Genomic DNA, 19,711 nt, shown 5'->3' on the forward strand with positions numbered 1-19,711 from the left:
ATCAGCCGGCGAAGGGCTTGGCGTCGAGGATGACGACCTGGAGCACCTTGCCGTTGGGCGCCTCGTAGGACACCGTCTCGCCGACCTTGTGGCTGATGATCGCGGCGCCGAGCGGCGATTGCGGGGAGTAGACCGTGAGGCCCTCGGGCTCGATCTCGCGAGCGCCGAGGAGGAAGGTCTCCGCGTCGTCGTCGTCATCGCCCTCGAACTTGTAGGTGACGACCATGCCGGGCTCGACCACGCCGTCGTCGGCAGGGGTCTCGCCGACCTCGGCCTTGCGGAGCATGTCCTCGAGCTGGCGGATGCGCCCCTCGATGCGGCCCTGCTCGTCCTTGGCGGCGTGGTAGCCGCCGTTCTCCTTCAGGTCACCCTCGTCGCGCGCAGCACTGATCCGAGCCACGATCTCCTGGCGCTGGGGGCCCTTGAGGTCCTCGAGCTCCGCCTGGAGCTTGTCGTAGGCGTCCTGGGTCAGCCAGATCGTCTGGTCGGTCTGCGTCATCGGGTACTCCTGGGTATACGGATATGCGGTCTTCTCGTGCGGGTCCGGATCGTCTCGCCCGCTCTGGCGCCCCTGGTCGATCGCGACGACGTGTCGGTCGGGCGCCGGCGCGAGGCCGGACAGAAGTTCGAGTTTACCAACTCGGAGGTGTTCGCGCTGATTTCCCGCGTCAGGTCAGCGCGGCCGGACCTGTCCCTCGGCCGTGCAGCCGATGCTGTCGACCGCCGTCGCGCGACGCTCGGTCCTGATCGTCACCGTGTTGTCCTGCTCGCCGTCCTGCCGGGGCTCGAACGTCTCCTCGCCGACCACCGTCTTGTCGTGGGCGATCGCGCGCACGGTGCAGTGGGCGTCGACCGGCCCCTCGCCGTACTGCACCCGGATCACGGCCGTCGCCTCGTGGTCGCTGACGATGTCGGAGCTGATGAGCTCCGAGGAGACCTTCGGGTCGGACTGGACGATCGTGATCCACAGCCACAGCACGCCGAAGCCTCCGACCAGCACGGCCACCAGTGCGATGAGGAAGTAGCGCCGCCAGCGAGGGGGTGCGCCGTACCGCTCGGCGAGGGAATGGGTCGACGCGCTCACCAGTTCATGCTCGCATGGCCCCCAGTCCTACGATCTCGGGCATGCCCAACGGCCGCCGCCTCCTGCACGTGCACGCCCATCCCGACGACGAGTCGAGCAAGGGGGCGGCCTCGACGGCCCGCTACGTCGCCGAGGGCGTCGACGTGCACGTCGTGACGTGCACCGGGGGCGAGCGCGGCTCGATCCTCAACCCGAAGATGGACCGCCCCGGGATCCTGGAGAACATCCACGAGATCCGCCGCCAGGAGATGGAGCGGGCCCGCGACATCCTCGGGGTGACCCAGGACTGGCTCGGCTTCGTCGACTCCGGCTGGCCCGACGGTGACCCCAAGCCGCCGCTGCCGGACGGCTGCTTCGGCCTGGTGCCGCTGGAGGACGCGGCCGCCCCGCTGATCCGGCTGGTGCGCAGCTTCCGGCCGCAGGTGATGACGACGTACGACGAGAACGGCGGCTACCCGCACCCCGACCACATCAAGTGCCACGAGATCTCGGTCTACGCCTTCGAGAAGGCTGCCGATCCGTCGTACGCCCCCGAGCTGGGCGAGGCCTGGCAGGTCAGCAAGCTCTACTACCACCACACGTTCAGCTACCCGCGGATCAAGGCGCTGCACGACGCGATGCTCGAGCACGGGCTGGAGTCGCCGTGGACCGAGCGCCTCGAGAACTGGACCCGCGACCCGGAGTGGGACGAGCGCGTCACCACGCGGGTGCCGTGCGGCGACTACTTCGGCGTGCGCGACCAGGCGCTGCTCGCGCACGCGACGCAGATCGACCCCGACGGGTTCTGGTTCGCGATCCCGCGGGAGATCCAGGTGAGCGTCTGGCCGACCGAGGACTACGAGCTGGTCAAGAGCCACGTGCCGACCGAGCTGCCGGAGGACGACCTCTTCGCCGGCGTCGACGCGGGAGTGGGACAATAGGCGCATGACCCACCTGATCCTGGCCACCGTCACCGCGACGGACGGCACCCCCTCCGACAACAGCGTCGTGGCCGGGCCGATCGGGTTCGTGGTCTTCATCGCGCTGCTCGTGGCCGTCGCGCTGCTCGGGTGGAGCCTCTCCAAGCACCTGAAGAAGGTGCACGCCGCCGCCGACCAGGGCGTCTACGGCGCCGTCGAGTCCGACGACCGCGAGGCCGGCGGCAAGGAAGCGGGCGGCCGGGCGTGATCGGCGTCGACCAGCTGCTCGGCTTCGGGCTCGCTGCGCTGGTCGTCATCGTCATCCCCGGTCCGAGCGTGGTCTTCGTGGTCGGCCGGGCCGTCTCGTACGGCCAGCGGATCGCTCTCGCCAGCGTCCTCGGCAACTCGCTCGGTTTCTTCGCCGTGATGACCCTGGTGGCGATCGGGCTGGGCTCGATCGTGGCGGAGTCGGTCGTCGTCTTCACCGTGATCAAGCTGCTGGGCGCGGGCTACCTGGTCTACCTCGGTGTCCAGGCGCTGCGGCACCGGCACGAGATGCAGGTCGTGAGCACCGCGCCTCGACTGCCGCTCACGCGGACGGCGGCCGTCCGCCAGGGTTTCGTCGTCGGGGTCAGCAACCCGAAGGGCTACCTGCTCTTCGGCGCGCTCCTGCCGCCCTTCGTCGACCCGGACGGCAGCGCCGTGCCGCTGCAGATGTTCCTGCTCGGCGCGGTGGCCGTGACGCTCGGCGTCGTGTGCGACACGACCTGGGCAGCGGCGGCGGGGCGCGCGCGGGACTGGTTCGCCGGCTCACCGCGCCGCGGCAGCACCCTCGGGGCGCTGGGCGGGGTCTCGATGATCGGACTCGGCGTCGGCATGGCCCTGACCGGTCACGAGAGCAGGTAGCCCGCCACCATCGCCACCATCTCGTCGAGCAGCCGCTCGCGCGGGACCGGCGGCTGGTCGAGGACCCAGCGCACCGCGAGGTTCTCCATCGCGAGCACGAGCATCCACGCGGCTGCGCCCGCGTCGGGTCGGTGGTTGAGCTCGGGTCGCGCGGCGAGGTAGGCCGTGATCAGGTCGCGGACCTGGCGCTCGAGGTCGGTGAGCCGCCGGCGCGAGCGCGCGAGCGGGAGCTCCTCGGAGACGACCCGGAGCAGCGCGCGGTCGGACTCGAGCGCGGCCACCAGTGCGTCCGCCGTGTCGCGCACCATGGCCGGACCGAACTCGGTGATCCGGTCGGACAGCGCCGCGCCGACCTGCTCGGCGGTGTCGGCGAGGTAGCGGTCGACGACGAGGTCGAGGATCGTCGCCTTGTCGGGGAAGTACTGGTAGAGCGACCCGGGGCTGACGCCCGCGGCGGCGGCGACGCGGTTGGTGGAGAAGGCGTCGTAGCCGTCGTCGACCAGGACCTGACGCCCGGCCGCGACGATGCGCTCGACCATCTGGCGCGAGCGCTCCTGCCGGGGTTGCTTCCGCATGATGCGAATTGTATGCGAGTCATCACTCGCGTAACAATGGACCATGACCGCACAGCAGACCGAGGCCGGCCACGGCAGCCCGATCGGCGCGTATCCCCAGCGCTACCGCGCGGCGGAGGCGCGCGGCGTGCGGCTGGGCCGCCCGCTCCGGCTGCTGGGTCGCGTGCGGCACGTCGACGAGGAGCTCATGGCGCGGATCGGCCGCGGCTTCGGCGAGCGCGACGAGCCCGGTGCGCGGCTCGCCGACGCGATCCGGATGCGAGCCGGTGAGCCCGGCCGGGTCACCATGGGCCAGTTCCGCACCGCGCTCGAGCAGGGGATCGACGCCGTACCCGACGCGCCGGAGGCGCTGCGCGCCTTCTTCGCGGAGGTCGGGGCCACGCCCGCGTGGGTCGACTGGGACCTCCTCGACCGCGGCGCGCGGGTGTCGCGGCGGCTGGGCCAGAACGCCGCGGACGTGCTCACCCAGCTCTCGCTCATCGGCGGCTACCGGTTCGGCGGCCCTCCGGACCTCCTCGTCGCGACGGGCGGGCTGGTCGGCGACAGCACCCGGCGCCGGCTCGGCGAGACCCAGAAGTGGGTCGTCGCCATCAGCCAGCCCGGCTCGCTGCGCCCGGGCAGCGAGGCCTGGCGGCTGACCGTCCACGTGCGGGCCATGCACGCCCTGGTCAACAGCACCTTCGAGCCGCAGTGGGACAGCGCGCGCTGGGGACTGCCGATCAACCAGTCCGACCAGGCCTCGACGCTGATGCTCTTCGACGGCGTGCTCATCGTCGGGGCGCGCGGTCTCGGGGTCCGCATCAGCCGTGCGGAGTCGCGCGCCCTGATGCACCTGTGGAAGTACGTCGGCTGGCTGATGGGCGTCGACGCCGACTTCCTCGTGGACAGCGAGTGGGAGCGGCACCGGCAGGCCTACCACGTGCTGCTGGCACAGGCCGACATCTCCGAGGCCGGCCCGCAGCTGGCGCAGGCGATCGTGCAGGCCCAGCGGGAACGGCGCTATCCCGGCTGGCCGCGCCTCCTGCAGGGGCTCCGGGCGACGTGGGAGAAGGAGCGGCTGCTCAGCATGCTCACGACGTTCCTCGGGCCGACCAGCATGCGCGAGCTCGGCCTCCCGCTGCGCCCGCCGTGGGCCCACCTCTACATCGCCGCGCTCAACACGGTGCGCTACCGGGTCGTCGGTCGCACCCGCTGGGGCCGGCGCCGGCTCCTCGCCTGGGGCGACAGCGTCAGCCAGCGCATCCTCGACAGCCACTTCCTCGACGAGACCCCCGAGGTCAGTCCCCTCAAGCCCTGACGACAGCACACCGTCTCGCGGGTGTCGGTGAGGTGTGGGAGATTCAGCGCCATGCCCGCAGCACCCACCCGTCCCGAGGTGCCGATCGCGTGGGTCGACCGGCTGCGCGACGTGATGGAGGGCTTGCCGGAGTGCTACGAGGAGACCGCGTGGGTCGGCGTGCGCTGGCGGGTGGGGCAGGCGACGGTCTGCCACCTGTTCGGCGGTGAGGACCAGCTCTTCCGGATCACGTTCCGCGCGGAGCCCGACGAGGTGCTCGCGTTCGAGCACCTGGGGGCGCCGTACTTCCGGAGCGAGTGGGGCGGCAACGTCGTCGGCGTGCTCGTCGACGACGACACCGACTGGGAGGAGCTGGCCGAGCTGCTGACCGACTCCTACTGCCTGCAGGCACCGCAGCGGCTCGCCGCCACGGTCGAGCGCCCCGCCTAGGAGTAGGTGTAGAAGCCGCGCCCGGTCTTGCGGCCGAGCAGGCCGGCGGAGACCATCCGCTGCAGCAGCGGCGGGGGAGCGTAGAGCGGCTCCTTGAACTCCTCGTAGAGCGACTCCGCGACCGCCTTGGTGGTGTCGAGCCCGATCAGGTCGGCCAGCGCGAGCGGGCCCTGCGGGTGGGCCGCGCCGAGCACCAGGCCGTGGTCGATGTCCTCGGCGGTCGCGAAGCCCGACTCCATCATCCGGATGGCGGAGAGGATGAAGGGGATCAGCAGGGCGTTGACGACGAACCCGGCGCGGTCCTGGCAGAGGATCGCCTGCTTGCCGAGGCCCTCCTCGACGAACGCGCGCGAACGGGCGGTGGTCTCCTCCGACGTCATCAGGCTGGGCACCAGCTCGACGAGACGCAGCACGGGGACCGGGTTGAAGAAGTGGATGCCGAGCACCTGCTGCGGCCGCTGGGTCGCGACGGCGAGCTTCATGATCGGGATCGAGGAGGTGTTGGACGCCAGCACGGCGTCGGGGCCGACGATCTTGTCGAGCTGGGCGAAGAGCTCGACCTTGGCCTCCTCCGCCTCGACGATCGCCTCGACGACCAGGTCGCGGTCGGCGAGCTCCTCGAGGTCGGTGACGAAGCGGATCCGGGCGAGCACGGCGTCGGGGTCGTCGAGCTTGCCCCGCTCGGCGGCGCGCCGCAGCGACTTCTCGATGCGACTGCGCGCGGCCTCGGCCGCGGGATCGTTGGCCTCGACGATGATGACGTCGCGCCCGGCGCGGGCGCACACCTCGGCGATGCCGGACCCCATGAGGCCCCCGCCGACGACTCCGATCAGCTCCATGTCCGCTCCCTCTCGATGCTCGGAGCAGCCACGCTATTTGTTACCCATCGGTCCGCAAACTCGCGGACTCAGGAGGAGCGCAGACCCTCGAAGACGACGTCGGCGACGCGCTCGCTGAGCGCGGCCGGGTCGACGCTGCCGTCGGGGTGGTACCACTCCACCAGCGAGTTGACCATGCCGAACACCAGCCGGCTGATCAGCTCCGGGTCGACGTCGGTGCGCAGCGCGCCCTCGTCGGCGGCCTGGCGCACCAGGCTGGCGAGCTGCTCGTCGATGTGGCGGCGCCGGACGAGTGCGCGCTGCTCGATCTCGCTGTTGCCGCGCACCCGCAGCAGCAGGGTGACGGCCGGCAGGTGCGACGCCAGGATGCGTACGGCGCCCTCGACCGTCGCGCGCAGGCGGTCGTAGGCCGTGGCGGCCTGGGTGGCCGCCGTGGCGTCGACGAGCCGGTTGAGCTCCTCCAGCGCTTCGTCCAGCGCGGCCGACAGCATCGACTCCTTGCTGGCGAAGTGGTGGTAGATCGCGGACTTGGTGATGCCGAGGTCGGCCGCGATGTCGCCGACCGAGGTCGCGTCGTAGCCGTGTCGGTTGAACAGCTCGATCGCCCGGCGCAGCACCGTCTCGCGGTCGTAGCCGGGCCGCCCGCGGGTGCGGGGGGCGGCGGTGTCGCTCGTCGCGGACATGCGGGTCATCGTCTCAGACCGAGGCGTGGGACGCGGTGGAATCGAAACTACCGAATGTTCGGTCGGTAATGTAGCGTTCCCCACCATGCACGACCTGAGCCCCCGACCCGGTGATCTCGACCCGATCGAGACGGCCTCCGTCGACCAGCTCCGCGCGCTGCAGCTCGAGCGCCTGCGGTGGTCGGTGCGGCACGCCTACGACCACGTGCCGCACTACCGGTCGTCGTTCGACGCCGCCGGCGTGCACCCCGACGACGTCCGGTCGCTCGACGACCTGGCGAGGCTGCCCTTCACCACGAAGGCCGACCTGCGGGAGAACTACCCGTTCGGGATGTTCGCCGTGCCGCGCGAGGAGGTCGTGCGCGTGCACGCCTCCTCCGGCACGACGGGCCGCCCCACCGTCGTCGGCTACACGCGGGACGACCTCGACACCTGGGCCACGGTCGTCGCGCGCAGCATCCGGGCCGCGGGAGGCCGGGCCGGGCACGTGCTGCACAACGCCTACGGCTACGGCCTCTTCACGGGCGGGCTCGGCGCGCATGCCGGCGCGGAGAAGCTCGGCTGCACCGTCGTCCCGGTGTCGGGCGGCATGACCGAGCGCCAGGTGCAGCTGATCCAGGACTTCCGTCCCGACATCATCATGGTGACGCCGTCCTACATGCTCTCGATCATCGACGAGATGGAGCGTCAGGGCATCGACCCGCGCAGCACTTCTCTCAAGGTCGGCATCTTCGGGGCCGAGCCCTGGACCAACGACATGCGCCACGAGATGGAGCAGCGCCTCGACATGCACGCCGTCGACATCTACGGCCTGTCCGAGGTGATCGGTCCCGGCGTCGCGAGCGAGTGCGTCGAGACCAAGGACGGCCTCCACGTCTGGGAGGACCACTTCTACCCCGAGGTGGTCGATCCCTTCACGATGGAGCCGGTGCCCGACGGCGAGGAGGGCGAGCTGGTCTTCACCTCGCTGACCAAGCAGGCGATGCCGATCATCCGCTACCGCACCCGCGACCTGACCCGGCTGCTGCCCGGCACGGCCCGCACGATGCGCCGCATCGAGAAGATCACCGGCCGCACCGACGACATGATCATCCTGCGCGGCGTGAACCTCTTCCCGACCCAGATCGAGGAGCTGATCCTCCACACGCCTGCGCTGTCGCCGCACTTCCAGTGCGTGCTCTCGCGCACCGGCAACCTCGACGACCTCACGGTCCTGGTCGAGCACCGCGAGGGCGTGGGCAGCGAGGCGGCGGCCGACGCCGGCGCCGAGCTCAAGCGGCTCGTCAAGAACAAGATCGGTGTGAGCGTCGCCGTCGACGTCGTGCCTCCGGACACCGTCGAGCGCTCGCTCGGCAAGATGCGACGGATCGTCGACAACCGCCCGAAGCGCTAGACCTGCGTCAGCGGGCCCGGATCCCGTCGAGCAGCATCGAGGTCACCAGCTCGGCGAGCTCGTCGGGCGTCACGCCGCGCTCCGGGCGGTACCACTCGCGCACGGAGTTGATCATGCCGAAGACGAGCCGGGCCGTCGTACGCGCGTCGACGTCGGCGCGCACGTCGCCCTCGTCGATCGCCTCCTGCACCACGCCGGCGACGATCTTGTCGTAGTCGCGGCGCTGGCCCAGCGCCCAGCGCTCGGTCTCGGTGTTGCCGTGCACGTTGAGCAGGAGCGTGACGTAGGGGAGTCGCTCGGAGAGGATCTCGACGTTGCGCCGCACCAGGTAGGAGAGGCGCTGCATCGCGGACCCGGTCGTCGCGCCGTCCTCGGTCGTGCTGGCCATGAGCGGCTCCAGCGCGCGCTCGAGGCCCAGCCGAAGCAGCTGCTCCTTGCTCTCGATGTGGTGGTAGATCGAGGACTTCGAGAGCCCCGAGGCGTGCGAGAGGTGCTGGAAGCTGGTGCCGTCGTAGCCGCGTTCGGTGAAGACCCGGACCGCGACGTCGAGCAGGGTCTCGAGGTTGTACGTCGGCCGCACGTCGCCCGACGGCAGCCGCCGCCGCTCGGCGGGACCGGTCGGGCTCATGGCGGTCATCGTCCCACGGTCAGGACCAGGTCTTCGCGACGAGGGTGAGCACGTCGTAGGTGGCGACCGGGGCGCCGTCCTGGTTGGTGACGACTGCGTCCCAGCGCACCTCGCCGTAGTCGGTGCTGGTGCGCGGGGTGATCTGCTTGACGGTCAGCGTCACCTGGATCACGTCGTCGGCCTTGACCGGCGTCAGGAACCGCAGGTCGTCGACGCCGAAGTTGGCGAGCACCGGACCCGGGTCGGGGTCGACGAACAGCCCGGCGGCGAGCGAGACGACCAGGTAGCCGTGAGCCACGATGCCGCCGAACAGGGGGTTGGCCGCCGCGGCCTCGGGGTCGGTGTGGGCGTAGAACGTGTCGCCGGTGAAGTCGGCGAAGTGGTCGATGTCGGCCAGCGTCACCCGGCGCTCGGCGGTGACGATGCTGTCGCCGATGCGCAGCTCCGCGAGCGACTTGCGGAACGGGTGGGTCTCCTCGACGGTGCGCTGCGACCCGGTCGTCCAGCGGCCGGTGATCGCGGTCAGCATGTCGGGGGAGGCCTGGACGGCGGTGCGCTGCATGTGGTGCAGCACGCCGCGGATGCCACCGAGCTCCTCGCCGCCGCCCGCGCGGCCGGGGCCGCCGTGGACGAGCACGGGGAGCGGGCTGCCGTGGCCCGTCGACTCGGCCGCGTCGTCGCGGTCGAGCACGAGCAGTCGCCCGTGCCACGGCGCGAGCCCGAGGGTGACCTCGCGCGCCACGGCCGGGTCGTGCGTCACGAGCGAGGCGACCAGGCTGCCCCTGCCTCGCGCGGCGAGCTCGATCGCCTCGGCCACGGACCCGTAGGTCAGCACGGTGCTCACCGGTCCGAAGGGCTCCACGTCGTGCGGCTCGACCGCGCCCGGCCGGGCGCGCAGCAGCACCGGCGAGAGGAACGCACCGGCCTCGGGGTCGGCGTCCACGACGTCGACGCGGTCGGGGTCGCCGTACACGACGTCGGCGCTGTTGCGCAGGGCCTCGATCGCCTTGCGCACCTCCTCGCGCTGGGCGAGGCTCGCGAGCGCGCCCATCCGCACGCCCTCGCTGGCAGGGTTGCCGACGGTGATCTTGGCGAGCCGGGCGCTGATCGCCTCGACGACCGCGTCGGCGATCGCCTCGGGCACGATCGCGCGCCGGATCGCGGTGCACTTCTGGCCGGCCTTGACGGTCATCTCCGTGACCACGCCCTTGACGAAGAGCTCGAACTCCGGGTCGTCGGTGCTCACGTCGGGGCCGAGGATCGAGCAGTTGAGGGAGTCGGCCTCGACGCCGAGGCGCACGCCCCGGTGCAGCACCGACGGGTGGTTGCGCAGGATGCCGGCGGTGTGCGCGGAGCCGGTGAAGGCGACCGCGTCCTGCTCGCCGAGCTCGTCGAGCAGGGTGCCGGCGCTGCCGCTGACCAGCTGCAGCGAGCCCTCGGGCAGGATGCCCGAGTCGACGACGAGCCGGACCACGGCCTCGGTGAGGTACGCCGTCTGGCTGGCCGGCTTCACGATGCTCGGCAGGCCGGCGAGGAACGCCGGCGCGAGCTTCTCGAGCATGCCCCAGACGGGGAAGTTGAAGGCGTTGATCTGCACGGCGACGCCGGGGCGCGACGTGTAGAGGTGCTGTCCGAGGAAGCTGCCCTCGCGGCCGAGGCGCTCGGTGGCGCCGTCGAGCACGACGACGTCGTTCGGCAGCTCGCGCGCGCCCTTGCTCGCGTAGGAGAACAGCGTGCCGATGCCGCCGTCGATGTCGACCATCGAGTCGCGCTGGGTGGCGCCGGTGCGGAAGGAGAGGGCGTAGAGCGCGTCCTTGTGCTCGCCGAGGTTCTTCGCGACCGCCTTGAGCAGGCCGGCGCGCTCGTGGAACGTGAGCGCCCGGATCGCAGGGCCGCCGACCTCGCGGGCGTGGCGCACCATCGCGGCGTAGTCGAGCCCGCGGGTGGAGACCCGAGCGACCTCCTCGCCGGTGGCGGCGTCGAGGATCGGCTCCCCGGTCTCGTCCTCGGCGCGGTACCAGCCGCCAGCGGCGTAGCTCTCGAGCAGTGCGCTCACGGTGCGCATCCTTCCGGTCGGTCTCAATGAGGGGTTGGGGGCCGTTGCGCGACCCGACCTGGCTGTGTCACAGTAATACAGAACGTTCGGTCAGTAAATAGACGCAGACCCGCTGGAGGATCCATGACGTCCGTGGTCGACGAGGCCTCGCTGCAGGCCCACTTCGACGCCACCGTCGCGCGCAAGGACCGCATCGAACCGCGCGACTGGATGCCCGATGCCTACCGCAGGACGGTCGTGCGCCAGGTCGCCCAGCACGCCCACTCCGAGATCATCGGGATGCAGCCGGAGGGGGACTGGATCGGCCGCGCGCCCTCGCTGCGCCGCAAGGCGATCCTGCTCGCGAAGGTGCAGGACGAGGCCGGCCACGGCCTCTACCTCTACTCCGCGACCGAGACCCTCGGCGTCTCCCGGCAGCAGCTGACCGAGATGCTCATCTCCGGCGCGCAGAAGTACTCCTCGATCTTCAACTACCCGACGCTCTCCTACGCCGACGTCGGCACCATCGGCTGGCTGGTCGACGGAGCGGCGATCTGCAACCAGGTGCCGCTGTGCCGGACGTCGTACGGCCCCTACGGGCGGGCGATGATCCGCATCTGCAAGGAGGAGTCCTTCCACCAGCGGCAGGGCTTCGAGCTGCTGATGACGATGATGCGCGGCACCGACGAGCAGCGCGCGATGGTGCAGGAGTCGGTCAACCGGTTCTGGAAGCCGGCCCTGATGATGTTCGGCCCGCCCGACGCCGACTCGACCAACACCGAGCAGTCGATGGCCTGGGGCATCAAGACCCACACCAACGACGAGCTGCGCGCGCGCTTCATCGAGATGTCGGCCCCGCAGGCCGAGGCGCTCGGGGTGACGCTGCCCGACAACGAGCTGGACTGGGACGAGTTCTGGGCCGTGGTGAAGGGCGCCGGCCCCTGCAACCAGCAGCGCATCGCGCACCGCAAGCAGGCCTGGGACGACGGTGCCTGGGTGCGCGAGGCGGCGACGGCATTCAGCGAGAAGGAGCAGGCATGACCGGGACCAGGGCCGAGTGGCCGCTCTACGAGGTGTTCGTGCGCGGCAAGCGCGGGCTCAACCACGTGCACGTCGGTTCGCTGCACGCGGCCGACGACCAGATGGCGCTGCGCCACGCCCGTGACGTCTACACGCGGCGCAACGAGGGCGTGTCGATCTGGGTGGTCCGGTCCGAGGCGATCACGGCATCGAGCCCGGACGAGAAGGACCCGCTCTTCGCCCCGTCCGGCGACAAGGTCTACCGCCACCCGACCTTCTACGTCATCCCCGACGACGTCCCCCACATGTGAGCGGCCTGATGACGATCCACACGCACCAGCCCGACGACCACGAGAGCGCGTACGACGGCCTGCTGGTCAACGACCAGCACTGGGCCTTCGGGACCGACTTCGAGGACCCGCTGGCCGGCGTCGACACGACGGTCCCGGTGGGGGTCGACGCCACCGAGCTGGCGTCGTACTGCCTCGCCCTCGGTGACGACGCGCTCGTCCTCTCCCACCGGCTCGCCGAGTGGTGCAGCCGCGCGCCGGACCTCGAGGAGGACATCGCGCTGGCCAACATCGCGCTCGACCTGCTCGGCCAGGCGCGCCTGCTGCTGGCCCGCGCCGCCGCGGCCGACCCCTCGGTCGTGCCCGCGCTGCCCGAGGGCTCGCCGGTCCCCGACGAGGACCGGCTGGCCTTCTTCCGCGACGCCGCCGACTTCCGCAACGTGCCGCTGGCCGAGCTGCCCAACGGCGACTTCGCGGAGACGATCTGCCGCGTGCTGGTCTTCGCGACCTACCGGCTCGCGCTGTTCGAGCGCCTCTCCACCCACGCCGACGCGGTGCTGCGCGCGGTCGCGGCGAAGGGCGTCAAGGAGCTCGCCTACCACCGCGACTTCGCGGGCCGGTGGTTCCTGACCCTCGCCGGCGGCACCGAGGAGTCCCGGCGGCGCCTCGAGGCCGGGCTGGCGCACGTGTGGGCCCACCGGCACGAGCTGGGGGCGGACGCCGACGCCGAGGCGGTGCTCGCCCACGTGTTCGCGACCGCAGGCGTGGCCGCGCCCGACGTGCAGCCGGCGGCGGTCGAGGGCCACACCGAGCACCTCGCCCCGTTGCTCGCCGAGATGCAGAGCGTCGCCCGAGCCCACCCGATGGGCCTGTGGTGAGCACGCACGCCTGGGAGGTCGCCGCGACCGTCGTCGACCCCGAGCTCCCGATGCTGACCCTCGCCGACCTCGGGGTGCTGCGCGAAGTCACGACCGACGGTGACGCCGTGGTCGTGGCCATCACGCCGACGTACTCCGGCTGCCCGGCCATGGCCACCATGCGCGACGACCTGGTGCACCGCCTGCGGCAGGAGGGGTACGACGACGTGCGGGTCACGGTCGCGCTCGACCCGCCGTGGACGACCGACTGGATCACCGAGGACGGCAGGTCGGCGCTGGCCGACGCCGGCATCTCGCCGCCCGGCCCGGCTCCCCGGCGCGACGGGCCGGTCGCTCTGCAGCTGACCCCGACCCGCCGCGCCGTGCGCTGCCCGCGCTGCGCGTCCGACGACGTCGCGCTGACCTCGGAGTTCGGCTCGACGGCGTGCAAGGCGATGTACCGCTGCCGGGCGTGCCTGGAGCCCTTCGACCACGTGAAGGAGATCTGAGGTGTTCCACGACCTCGCTGTCGCCGACGTGCAGCGGCTGACCGACGACGCGGTCGCCGTGACGTTCGACGTGCCCGACGACCTGCGCGAGCTGTTCGACTTCCACGCGGGCCAGTCGCTGACCCTGCGGCGGGTGATCGACGGCGTCGAGCACCGCCGCACCTACTCCATCTGCGCGCCCGTGGGCGACCGCCCGCGCATCGGCGTGCGGGAGATTCCCGGGGGCCTCTTCTCCAGCTGGCTGGTCCACCAGGTCCGGCCGGGGGAGCGGGTCGAGGTGCAGCCGCCCTCGGGCAGCTTCCGCGCCGACCCCGCCGAGGGCGGCCGGCACCTGTGCATCGCGGCCGGGTCGGGCATCACGCCGATGCTGTCGATCGCCGCGTCGGTGCTGGCCAACCCCGACACCGAGCTGACCCTCCTCTACGGCAACCGCACCACGACGTCGGTGATGTTCGCCGAGGAGCTCGCGGACCTGAAGGACGCCCACCACCGGCAGTTCGACCTGATGCACGTGCTCTCCCGCGAGCCGCGCGACGTCGACCTCTTCTCCGGACGGCTCGACGCCGACCGGCTGCGCCGGCTGCTGACCGTGCTGGTGCCGGTCGCCGAGATGGACCACGTCTGGCTGTGCGGTCCGTTCGGCATGCTGTCCGACGCGCGCGAGGTGCTCGCCGAGCTCGGCGTCCCGGCCGAGCGGATCCACTTCGAGCTCTTCTACGTCGACGAGCCACCGCCGCAGCTGCGCCATGCCGACCGCGTCGTCGACGGCGTGACGAGCGAGGTGACCATTACCCTCGACGGGCGCACGACGACGACCCCGATGCAGCGCGACCAGACGATCCTCGACTCCGCGCAGCAGGTGCGCAGCGACCTGCCGTTCGCCTGCAAGGGCGGCGTGTGCGGCACCTGCCGCGCCCAGGTGTGCGACGGCGAGGTCGACATGGTCCGCAACTACGCCCTCGAGCCCGACGAGGTCGACCGCGGCTTCGTGCTCACCTGCCAGACCTTCCCGGTCAGCCCCGACGTGACGGTGGACTTCGATGCCTGAGACCTTCCTGCTCGACGGGGTGCGCACCCCGATCGGCCGCTACGGCGGCGCTCTCGCCGCCCACCGCCCCGACGACCTCGCGGCGCTCGTCGTGCGCACGGTGGTCGAGCGCACCGGCATCGACCCGGCCGACGTCGACGAGGTCGTCCTCGGGGCCGCCAACCAGGCCGGTGAGGACAACCGCAACGTCGCGCGGATGGCGACCCTGCTCGCCGGGCTGCCCGACACCGTCCCGGGCTTCACGGTCAACCGGCTCTGCGCCTCGGGCCTGACCGCCATCACCACAGCGCGCCAGATGATCGCGGCCGGCGACGCCGACGTCGTCGTCGCCGGTGGCGTCGAGTCGATGACCCGGGCGCCCTGGGTGACCGAGAAGCCCGCGCGGGCGTGGGCGAAGCCCGGCCGCTCCTGGGACACCTCGATCGGTTGGCGCTTCACCAACCCCGCCTTCGACGAGGACACCACGCTCACCATGCCGCAGACCGCGGAGCGCGTCGCCGAGCGCTGGGGGCTGACCCGCGAGGAGCTCGACGCGTTCGCGCTGCGCTCGCACCAGCGCGCGGTGGACGCGCGCAAGAACGGGCGCTTCGACGCCGAGCTCGTCGCCGTCGGCGACGTGACCCAGGACGAGGGGCCACGTGACGACACGACGCTGGAGCGGCTCGCCGCGCTCAGGCCGGTCCACGGTCCTGGCGGCGTGATCACCGCCGGCAACGCGAGCTCGCTCAACGACGGGGCGGCCGCCGTCGTACTCGTGAGCGAGGCGTACGCCGACCGGCACGGTCTCGCCCCCAAGGCGCGCGTCGTCGCCGGGGCGAGCGCCGGGGTCGCCCCGGAGATCATGGGGATCGGGCCGGTGCCGGCCACCCGCAAGGTGCTCGAGCGCACGGGATGGTCGGTCGGCGACCTCGGCGCGGTCGAGCTCAACGAGGCCTTCGCCTCCCAGTCGCTGGCGTGCATCCGCGACCTCGGGCTCGACGAAGCCGTCGTCAACGCCGACGGCGGTGCGATCGCCCTCGGCCACCCGCTCGGCTGCTCGGGCGCGCGGATCACCATCACGCTGCTCAACCGGATGCTGCGCGAGGGCGTCGACCGGGGGCTCGCGACCCTCTGCGTCGGGGTCGGGCAGGGCTCGGCGCTCCTCCTGGAGACGGTGTGAGCGCCCCGCTGCTCGTCGAGGAGCACGACGACCGCGTCGTGCTCCGTCTCAACCGGCCCGAGGTCCGCAACGCGATCGACCAGGCCCTGGTCGACGCCCTCCACGCGGCGTGCGCCGACCTCGAGCAGACGCCGAGGGTCGCGATCATCGTCGGCTCGGGCCGCACCTTCGCCGCGGGCGCCGACATCGCCCAGCTGCGTGAGCGGCGTCGCGACGACGCCCTGCGCGGCATCAACTCAGGCATCTTCGACCGCATCCACAAGCTGCCGATGCCGACGATCGCCCTCGTCGACGGCTACGCCCTCGGCGGAGGGGCCGAGCTCGCCTACGCCTGCGACTTCCGGATCGGCACGCCGACCGCGAAGATCGGCAATCCCGAGCCGGGACTGGGGATCCTCGCCGCGGCGGGCGCCGCCTGGCGGCTGCGCGAGCTGGTGGGGGAGCCGCTGGCCAAGGAGGTCCTGCTGGCGGGCCGGGTGCTCGACGCCGACGAGGCGGTCGCCGTGCGCCTCCTCAACGACGTGGTCGAGGCCGACGACCTCGAGCCCGCGGGCCACCGCCTCGCGGACCGCATCGCGGCGCAGGCCCCTCTCGCCGTACGGCTCACCAAGTCGGTCTTCCACGCCCCGCGCGAGGCGCACCCGCTCATCGACGACGTGGCCCAGGCCGTGCTCTTCGAGACCGAGGAGAAGCAGGCCCGGATGACCGCCTTCCTCGACCGCAAGGAGAAGCGATGACCCTGCCCACCACGATCGGCGTGTACGGCGGCGGCCGGATGGGCGCCGGGATCGCGCATGCCTTCGCGGTGGCCGGCAGCACCGTGACCGTCGTCGAGAGCGACGAGACGGCGGCGGCCGGCGCGCGGGAGCGGGTCGAGAGGAGCCTGGCCAAGGCGGCCGAGAAGGGCGTCGCGGCCAGCGGCACCGTCACCGTGGTGACCGACGCGGCGGGGCTGGCCGGCTGCGGCCTCGTCGTCGAGGCAGTGCCGGAGCTCGTCGACCTCAAGCGCGGCGTCCTCGCCCGGATCGCCGAGGCGGCGCCCGACGCGGCGATCGGCAGCAACACCAGCTCGCTGTCGATCGACGACCTGGCGGACGCGCTCCCCGACCCGTCCCGGCTGGTCGGGCTGCACTTCTTCAATCCCGTGCCGGTCAGCGACCTGGTGGAGGTCGTCGTGGGCGCGCGCACCGCGCCCGGTCTGGTGACCAGCGCCCAGGAGTGGGTGGCCGGTCTCGGGAAGACCGCCATCACCGTGACCGACTCGCCCGGCTTCGCGAGCAGCCGGCTCGGTGTCGCGATCGCGCTGGAGGCGATGCGGATGCTGGAGGAGGGCGTGGCCAGCGCGGCCGACATCGACACCGCGATGACGCTCGGCTACCGGCACCCCGTGGGTCCGTTGCGGACGACCGACATCGTGGGGCTCGACGTACGCCTCGCGATCGCCGAGCACCTCGAGCGCGAGCTCGGGCCGAGGTTCGCCCCGCCCCGGCTGCTGCGCGAGAAGGTGGCCGCCGGCGAGCTCGGCCGCAAGACCGGGCAGGGGTTCTACGCGTGGTGAGCGGCGACCTCGGGCCGGCGGAGACCGCGCGTCGGTGCGCTGAGGCGATGTGGGCCAACGACCACGCCAGCAAGGCGCTCGGCATGACGATCGAGCACGTCGGGCCGGGCGAGGCCACGTTGGCCATGGTGGTGCGGCCCGACATGGTCAACGGTCACGACATCGCGCACGGCGGTCTGGTCTCGACGCTCGCCGACTCGGCCTTCGCGTTCGCCTGCAACAGCCACGGCGTGGTCACGGTGGCGGCGGGGTTCGAGGTCGACTTCCTCGAGGCCGCCCACGCCGGCGACCACCTGGTGGCCCACGCCCGGGAGGTCGCGCTGCGCGGCCGGTCCGGTATCTATGACGTCACCGTCCGGCGCGGTGACACTGTGGTCGCGGAGTTCCGCGGTCGCAGCCGCTCCCTCGGCCGGCCCGTCCTGGAGGAGGAACGATGACCGACCAGCCCGCGACCCAGCCCGTCACGGTCGACCGCGCCGACGGCGTGGCCACGGTGACCCTCAACCGGCCCGACCGGCACAACGCGTTGACCCGAGAGCTCAAGGACGCGCTCGTCGCGGCGCTCGCCGAGGTCGGCGCCGACCCGGAGGTGCGGGCCGTGGTGCTGACCGGCGCCGGCCGGTCCTTCTGCGTCGGCCAGGACCTGGGTGAGCATGCCGCTGCGCTCGAGGCGGACGCCGCGACGGCGTTCGACACCGTGGCCGAGCACTACACGCCGGTGGTCGTCTCGCTGACCACGATGCCGAAGCCCGTCGTCGCGGCCGTCAACGGCACCTGTGTGGGCGCCGGCCTCGGCTTCGCCCTCGCCTGCGACCTGCGGGTCTTCGCCGACGGCGCCACGCTCGGCACCGCGTTCTCCGCCATCGGCCTGACGTGCGACTCCGGCCTCGCCGGCACGCTGCCGCGTGCGGTGGGGGAGGCCAAGGCCCGCGAGCTCGTCCTGCTCGGCCGTAACTTCACCCCTGAGGAGGCGGTGGCGTGGGGCATCAGCGGCGAGGTGGTCGCCGCCGACGACGTGCTCGCGGCCGCCACGAGGACCGCGACCCGGCTGGCCGCCGGCCCGACGCTCGCGTACGCCGAGTCGAAGCGGCTCCTCGCCGAGGGGATCTCGCGACCGCTCGCCGAGACCCTCACCGCCGAGGGCGACGCCCAGGCGCGGCTCGGGCTGACGGCCGACCACGCGGGCGCCGTACGCGCGTTCCTCGACCGCGAGCGGCCGACGTTCAGCGGCCGCTGAGCAAGATCGGCGAACCGCCGGCGCGACCGCCCGCCCTCGGCGAGGATGGTCGCCATGAACCTTCGTCTCGGGGCGGTGGCCGTCCTCGCTGCAGCGCTCGCCGCCAGTCCGCTCGCTCCTTCTGCTGAGGCAGCGAACGGCGCGCGAACCGGACACCGGCAGCACTACGGCGAGTCCTTCCGCCACGTCGCGCGCGAGATCGGCTGCGGGAACATCTTCGTGTACGGCGCCCTCACGGGCTATCACGACGCGGGAAGGTGCGACATCGCGCACGAGCGCGTCACCATCATCACCTTCACGAGCGCGGCCCAGGAGCGTCGATTCACGCGTCACCCGGACTTCGGTGGGCCGCGCTACTGGTGGGTGAAGGGCGCCGGTGCGATCGTCCTGCCGGTCGGACGGAGCGAGCACGACGCCGCTCAGGAGGCGGCACGACGCCTGCCGGGAGACCTCAGGCACGGAGGCTAGTCCTTCCGGACCAGACCGTTCCGGACGGCGGGAGGTCGTCCCGGCTTCGGGTCCCCGGCTAACGTCGTGGACAACGGGGGGAGGTCGATCATGACCGTTGTCGTCGAGACGGCGCCGCAGGTCGTCGCGAGGTCGCGGCCGCGCACGCGCGGCTGGGTCCATGCCGCGCTGATCCCGGCCGCCCTGGTGACCGGGCTGGTGCTGGTGCACCTCGCCGACTCCGAGGCGGAGCGCATCGCGACCGCGGTCTTCGCGGGCTCGTCGCTGCTGCTCTTCGCGGTGTCGGCGCTCTACAACATCCGCAAGTGGCCCTCGCCCATCGGGCGCTGGCTGCAGCGCATCGACCACGCCACGATCTACGTCCTCATCGCCGGGTCCTACACGCCGTTCGCGGTGCTGCTGCTCTCCGGCGTCTCGGCCGTCGTCATGCTCGCGCTGGCCTGGACGGGGGCGGCCGTCGGCGCGGTCTTCCGGCTCGGCTTCCCGCGCGCGCCGCGGTGGGCGACGACGGGCTCCTACCTCGCGCTCGGCTGGGTGGCGATCGGGTTCACCCCACAGCTGCTGGGTGCCGGACGCCCCGCGGCGCTGGCGCTGCTGCTCGTGGGTGGGCTCCTCTACTCGGTCGGGGCGGTCGTCTACGCCCGCAAGCGGCCCGATCCCTGGCCGGCCTGGTTCGGCTTCCACGAGGTCTTCCACGCCTTCACCGCGGCCGGTTTCGTGGCCCACTGCGCAGGGGTCTACCTGCTGTTCGGGGCGTGAGACGCGGCGCGTCAGGAGGATGACGAGGCCCGGGAGGG

The 19,711-nt window shown here is 72.1% G+C and carries 25 protein-coding genes; 18 read left to right on the top strand and 7 right to left on the bottom strand.

The genetic code is table 11. The annotated features are described in order from the left end of the window. Window position 1 precedes the first annotated feature (1 nt). Window positions 2-499 carry a transcription elongation factor GreA gene (gene greA / locus ACAX67_RS06550; protein ID WP_370703004.1) on the bottom strand — a complete coding sequence of 166 codons (498 nt, stop codon included), beginning with the start codon at window positions 497-499 and terminating at the stop codon, window positions 2-4. A 174-nt stretch (window positions 500-673) separates the two neighbouring features. Then, window positions 674-1,084: a DUF4307 domain-containing protein gene (locus tag ACAX67_RS06555; protein WP_370703005.1), complete on the bottom strand. Its 411-nt coding sequence runs from the start codon at window positions 1,082-1,084 to the stop codon at window positions 674-676. Between the two features lie 41 nt (window positions 1,085-1,125). Between ACAX67_RS06555 and mca the strand changes: the two genes are divergently transcribed. The 3 genes from mca to ACAX67_RS06570 are packed head-to-tail and all read left to right on the top strand — an operon-like array spanning window position 1,126 to window position 2,889. Further along, complete coding sequence (gene mca / locus ACAX67_RS06560; protein ID WP_370703006.1) at window positions 1,126-2,004, top strand: mycothiol conjugate amidase Mca; 879 nt, start codon at window positions 1,126-1,128, stop codon at window positions 2,002-2,004. A gap of 4 nt (window positions 2,005-2,008) precedes the next feature. Next, on the top strand, window positions 2,009-2,251 hold the full coding sequence (locus tag ACAX67_RS06565) for a hypothetical protein (RefSeq protein WP_370703007.1): 243 nt from the start codon (window positions 2,009-2,011) through the stop codon (window positions 2,249-2,251). Next, a complete protein-coding gene (locus ACAX67_RS06570; RefSeq protein ID WP_370703008.1) occupies window positions 2,248-2,889 on the top strand; it encodes a LysE family translocator in 642 nt (213 codons plus the stop codon). Before ACAX67_RS06565 ends, ACAX67_RS06570 begins: the two co-directional genes overlap by 4 nt. Here ACAX67_RS06570 and ACAX67_RS06575 read toward each other — a convergent pair. Next, entirely contained in the window at window positions 2,874-3,464 is a 591-nt protein-coding gene (locus tag ACAX67_RS06575; RefSeq protein WP_370703009.1) for a TetR/AcrR family transcriptional regulator, read from the bottom strand. The two genes, ACAX67_RS06570 and ACAX67_RS06575, sit on opposite strands and share 16 nt — an antisense overlap. A gap of 43 nt (window positions 3,465-3,507) precedes the next feature. On the opposite strand from ACAX67_RS06575, the gene ACAX67_RS06580 reads away from it, so the two are divergent. Both ACAX67_RS06580 and ACAX67_RS06585 read left to right on the top strand, forming a co-directional pair. Beyond that, complete coding sequence (locus ACAX67_RS06580) at window positions 3,508-4,761, top strand: oxygenase MpaB family protein (RefSeq protein ID WP_370703010.1); 1,254 nt, start codon at window positions 3,508-3,510, stop codon at window positions 4,759-4,761. 51 nt (window positions 4,762-4,812) lie between these two features. Beyond that, entirely contained in the window at window positions 4,813-5,190 is a 378-nt protein-coding gene (locus tag ACAX67_RS06585) for an MmcQ/YjbR family DNA-binding protein (protein ID WP_370703011.1), read from the top strand. Here the strand turns inward: ACAX67_RS06585 and ACAX67_RS06590 are convergent. Both ACAX67_RS06590 and ACAX67_RS06595 read right to left on the bottom strand, forming a co-directional pair. Next, the gene (locus ACAX67_RS06590; protein ID WP_370703012.1) at window positions 5,187-6,029 is read right to left on the bottom strand and encodes a 3-hydroxybutyryl-CoA dehydrogenase; all 843 of its coding nucleotides are present in this window, start codon (window positions 6,027-6,029) and stop codon (window positions 5,187-5,189) included. The genes ACAX67_RS06585 and ACAX67_RS06590 overlap by 4 nt on opposite strands. 68 nt (window positions 6,030-6,097) lie before the next feature. After that, window positions 6,098-6,712 carry a TetR/AcrR family transcriptional regulator gene (locus ACAX67_RS06595; protein WP_370703013.1) on the bottom strand — a complete coding sequence of 205 codons (615 nt, stop codon included), beginning with the start codon at window positions 6,710-6,712 and terminating at the stop codon, window positions 6,098-6,100. Between the two features lie 85 nt (window positions 6,713-6,797). Between ACAX67_RS06595 and paaK the strand changes: the two genes are divergently transcribed. After that, a complete protein-coding gene (gene paaK, locus ACAX67_RS06600; protein ID WP_370703014.1) occupies window positions 6,798-8,105 on the top strand; it encodes a phenylacetate--CoA ligase PaaK in 1,308 nt (435 codons plus the stop codon). A gap of 7 nt (window positions 8,106-8,112) precedes the next feature. Here paaK and ACAX67_RS06605 read toward each other — a convergent pair whose 3' ends face one another. After that, window positions 8,113-8,742, bottom strand: a complete 630-nt coding sequence (locus ACAX67_RS06605; protein WP_370703015.1) for a TetR/AcrR family transcriptional regulator — start codon at window positions 8,740-8,742, stop codon at window positions 8,113-8,115. A 10-nt stretch (window positions 8,743-8,752) separates the two neighbouring features. Further along, on the bottom strand, window positions 8,753-10,789 hold the full coding sequence (gene paaZ, locus ACAX67_RS06610) for a phenylacetic acid degradation bifunctional protein PaaZ (RefSeq protein WP_370703016.1): 2,037 nt from the start codon (window positions 10,787-10,789) through the stop codon (window positions 8,753-8,755). Window positions 10,790-10,912: 123 nt separating this feature from the next. Here paaZ and paaA point away from each other — a divergent pair, with 123 nt between their 5' ends. From paaA to trhA, 12 genes are all read left to right on the top strand, one after another. Beyond that, the gene (gene paaA / locus ACAX67_RS06615; protein WP_370703017.1) at window positions 10,913-11,809 is read left to right on the top strand and encodes a 1,2-phenylacetyl-CoA epoxidase subunit PaaA; all 897 of its coding nucleotides are present in this window, start codon (window positions 10,913-10,915) and stop codon (window positions 11,807-11,809) included. Further along, entirely contained in the window at window positions 11,806-12,099 is a 294-nt protein-coding gene (gene paaB, locus ACAX67_RS06620) for a 1,2-phenylacetyl-CoA epoxidase subunit PaaB (RefSeq protein ID WP_370703018.1), read from the top strand. The genes paaA and paaB overlap by 4 nt, the downstream gene beginning before the upstream one ends. An 8-nt stretch (window positions 12,100-12,107) precedes the next feature. After that, on the top strand, window positions 12,108-12,956 hold the full coding sequence (gene paaC, locus ACAX67_RS06625) for a 1,2-phenylacetyl-CoA epoxidase subunit PaaC (RefSeq protein ID WP_370703019.1): 849 nt from the start codon (window positions 12,108-12,110) through the stop codon (window positions 12,954-12,956). Beyond that, entirely contained in the window at window positions 12,953-13,444 is a 492-nt protein-coding gene (gene paaD / locus ACAX67_RS06630) for a 1,2-phenylacetyl-CoA epoxidase subunit PaaD (RefSeq protein WP_370703020.1), read from the top strand. Before paaC ends, paaD begins: the two co-directional genes overlap by 4 nt. Before the next feature lies 1 nt (window position 13,445). Beyond that, window positions 13,446-14,492, top strand: coding sequence for a 1,2-phenylacetyl-CoA epoxidase subunit PaaE (gene paaE / locus ACAX67_RS06635; protein ID WP_370703021.1), 1,047 nt, complete (start codon window positions 13,446-13,448; stop codon window positions 14,490-14,492). Beyond that, window positions 14,485-15,651 carry a thiolase family protein gene (locus tag ACAX67_RS06640; protein WP_370703022.1) on the top strand — a complete coding sequence of 389 codons (1,167 nt, stop codon included), beginning with the start codon at window positions 14,485-14,487 and terminating at the stop codon, window positions 15,649-15,651. Before paaE ends, ACAX67_RS06640 begins: the two co-directional genes overlap by 8 nt. Further along, window positions 15,648-16,388 (top strand): enoyl-CoA hydratase/isomerase family protein, encoded by a 741-nt coding sequence (locus ACAX67_RS06645; protein WP_370703023.1) that lies wholly within the window; start codon window positions 15,648-15,650, stop codon window positions 16,386-16,388. Before ACAX67_RS06640 ends, ACAX67_RS06645 begins: the two co-directional genes overlap by 4 nt. Further along, the gene (locus ACAX67_RS06650; protein WP_370703024.1) at window positions 16,385-17,209 is read left to right on the top strand and encodes a 3-hydroxyacyl-CoA dehydrogenase family protein; all 825 of its coding nucleotides are present in this window, start codon (window positions 16,385-16,387) and stop codon (window positions 17,207-17,209) included. The genes ACAX67_RS06645 and ACAX67_RS06650 overlap by 4 nt, the downstream gene beginning before the upstream one ends. Beyond that, window positions 17,203-17,646 (top strand): hydroxyphenylacetyl-CoA thioesterase PaaI, encoded by a 444-nt coding sequence (gene paaI / locus ACAX67_RS06655; RefSeq protein WP_370703025.1) that lies wholly within the window; start codon window positions 17,203-17,205, stop codon window positions 17,644-17,646. The genes ACAX67_RS06650 and paaI overlap by 7 nt, the downstream gene beginning before the upstream one ends. Next, a complete protein-coding gene (locus ACAX67_RS06660) occupies window positions 17,643-18,446 on the top strand; it encodes an enoyl-CoA hydratase/isomerase family protein (RefSeq protein ID WP_370703026.1) in 804 nt (267 codons plus the stop codon). Before paaI ends, ACAX67_RS06660 begins: the two co-directional genes overlap by 4 nt. 54 nt (window positions 18,447-18,500) lie before the next feature. Next, window positions 18,501-18,914, top strand: coding sequence for a hypothetical protein (locus tag ACAX67_RS06665; RefSeq protein ID WP_370703027.1), 414 nt, complete (start codon window positions 18,501-18,503; stop codon window positions 18,912-18,914). 90 nt (window positions 18,915-19,004) lie between these two features. Beyond that, window positions 19,005-19,673: a PAQR family membrane homeostasis protein TrhA gene (gene trhA / locus ACAX67_RS06670; protein WP_370703028.1), complete on the top strand. Its 669-nt coding sequence runs from the start codon at window positions 19,005-19,007 to the stop codon at window positions 19,671-19,673. The last annotated feature ends 38 nt before the right edge of the window (window positions 19,674-19,711 follow it).

This window comes from Nocardioides candidus, from assembly GCF_041321175.1.
Classification (GTDB): Bacteria; Actinomycetota; Actinomycetes; order Propionibacteriales; family Nocardioidaceae; genus Nocardioides.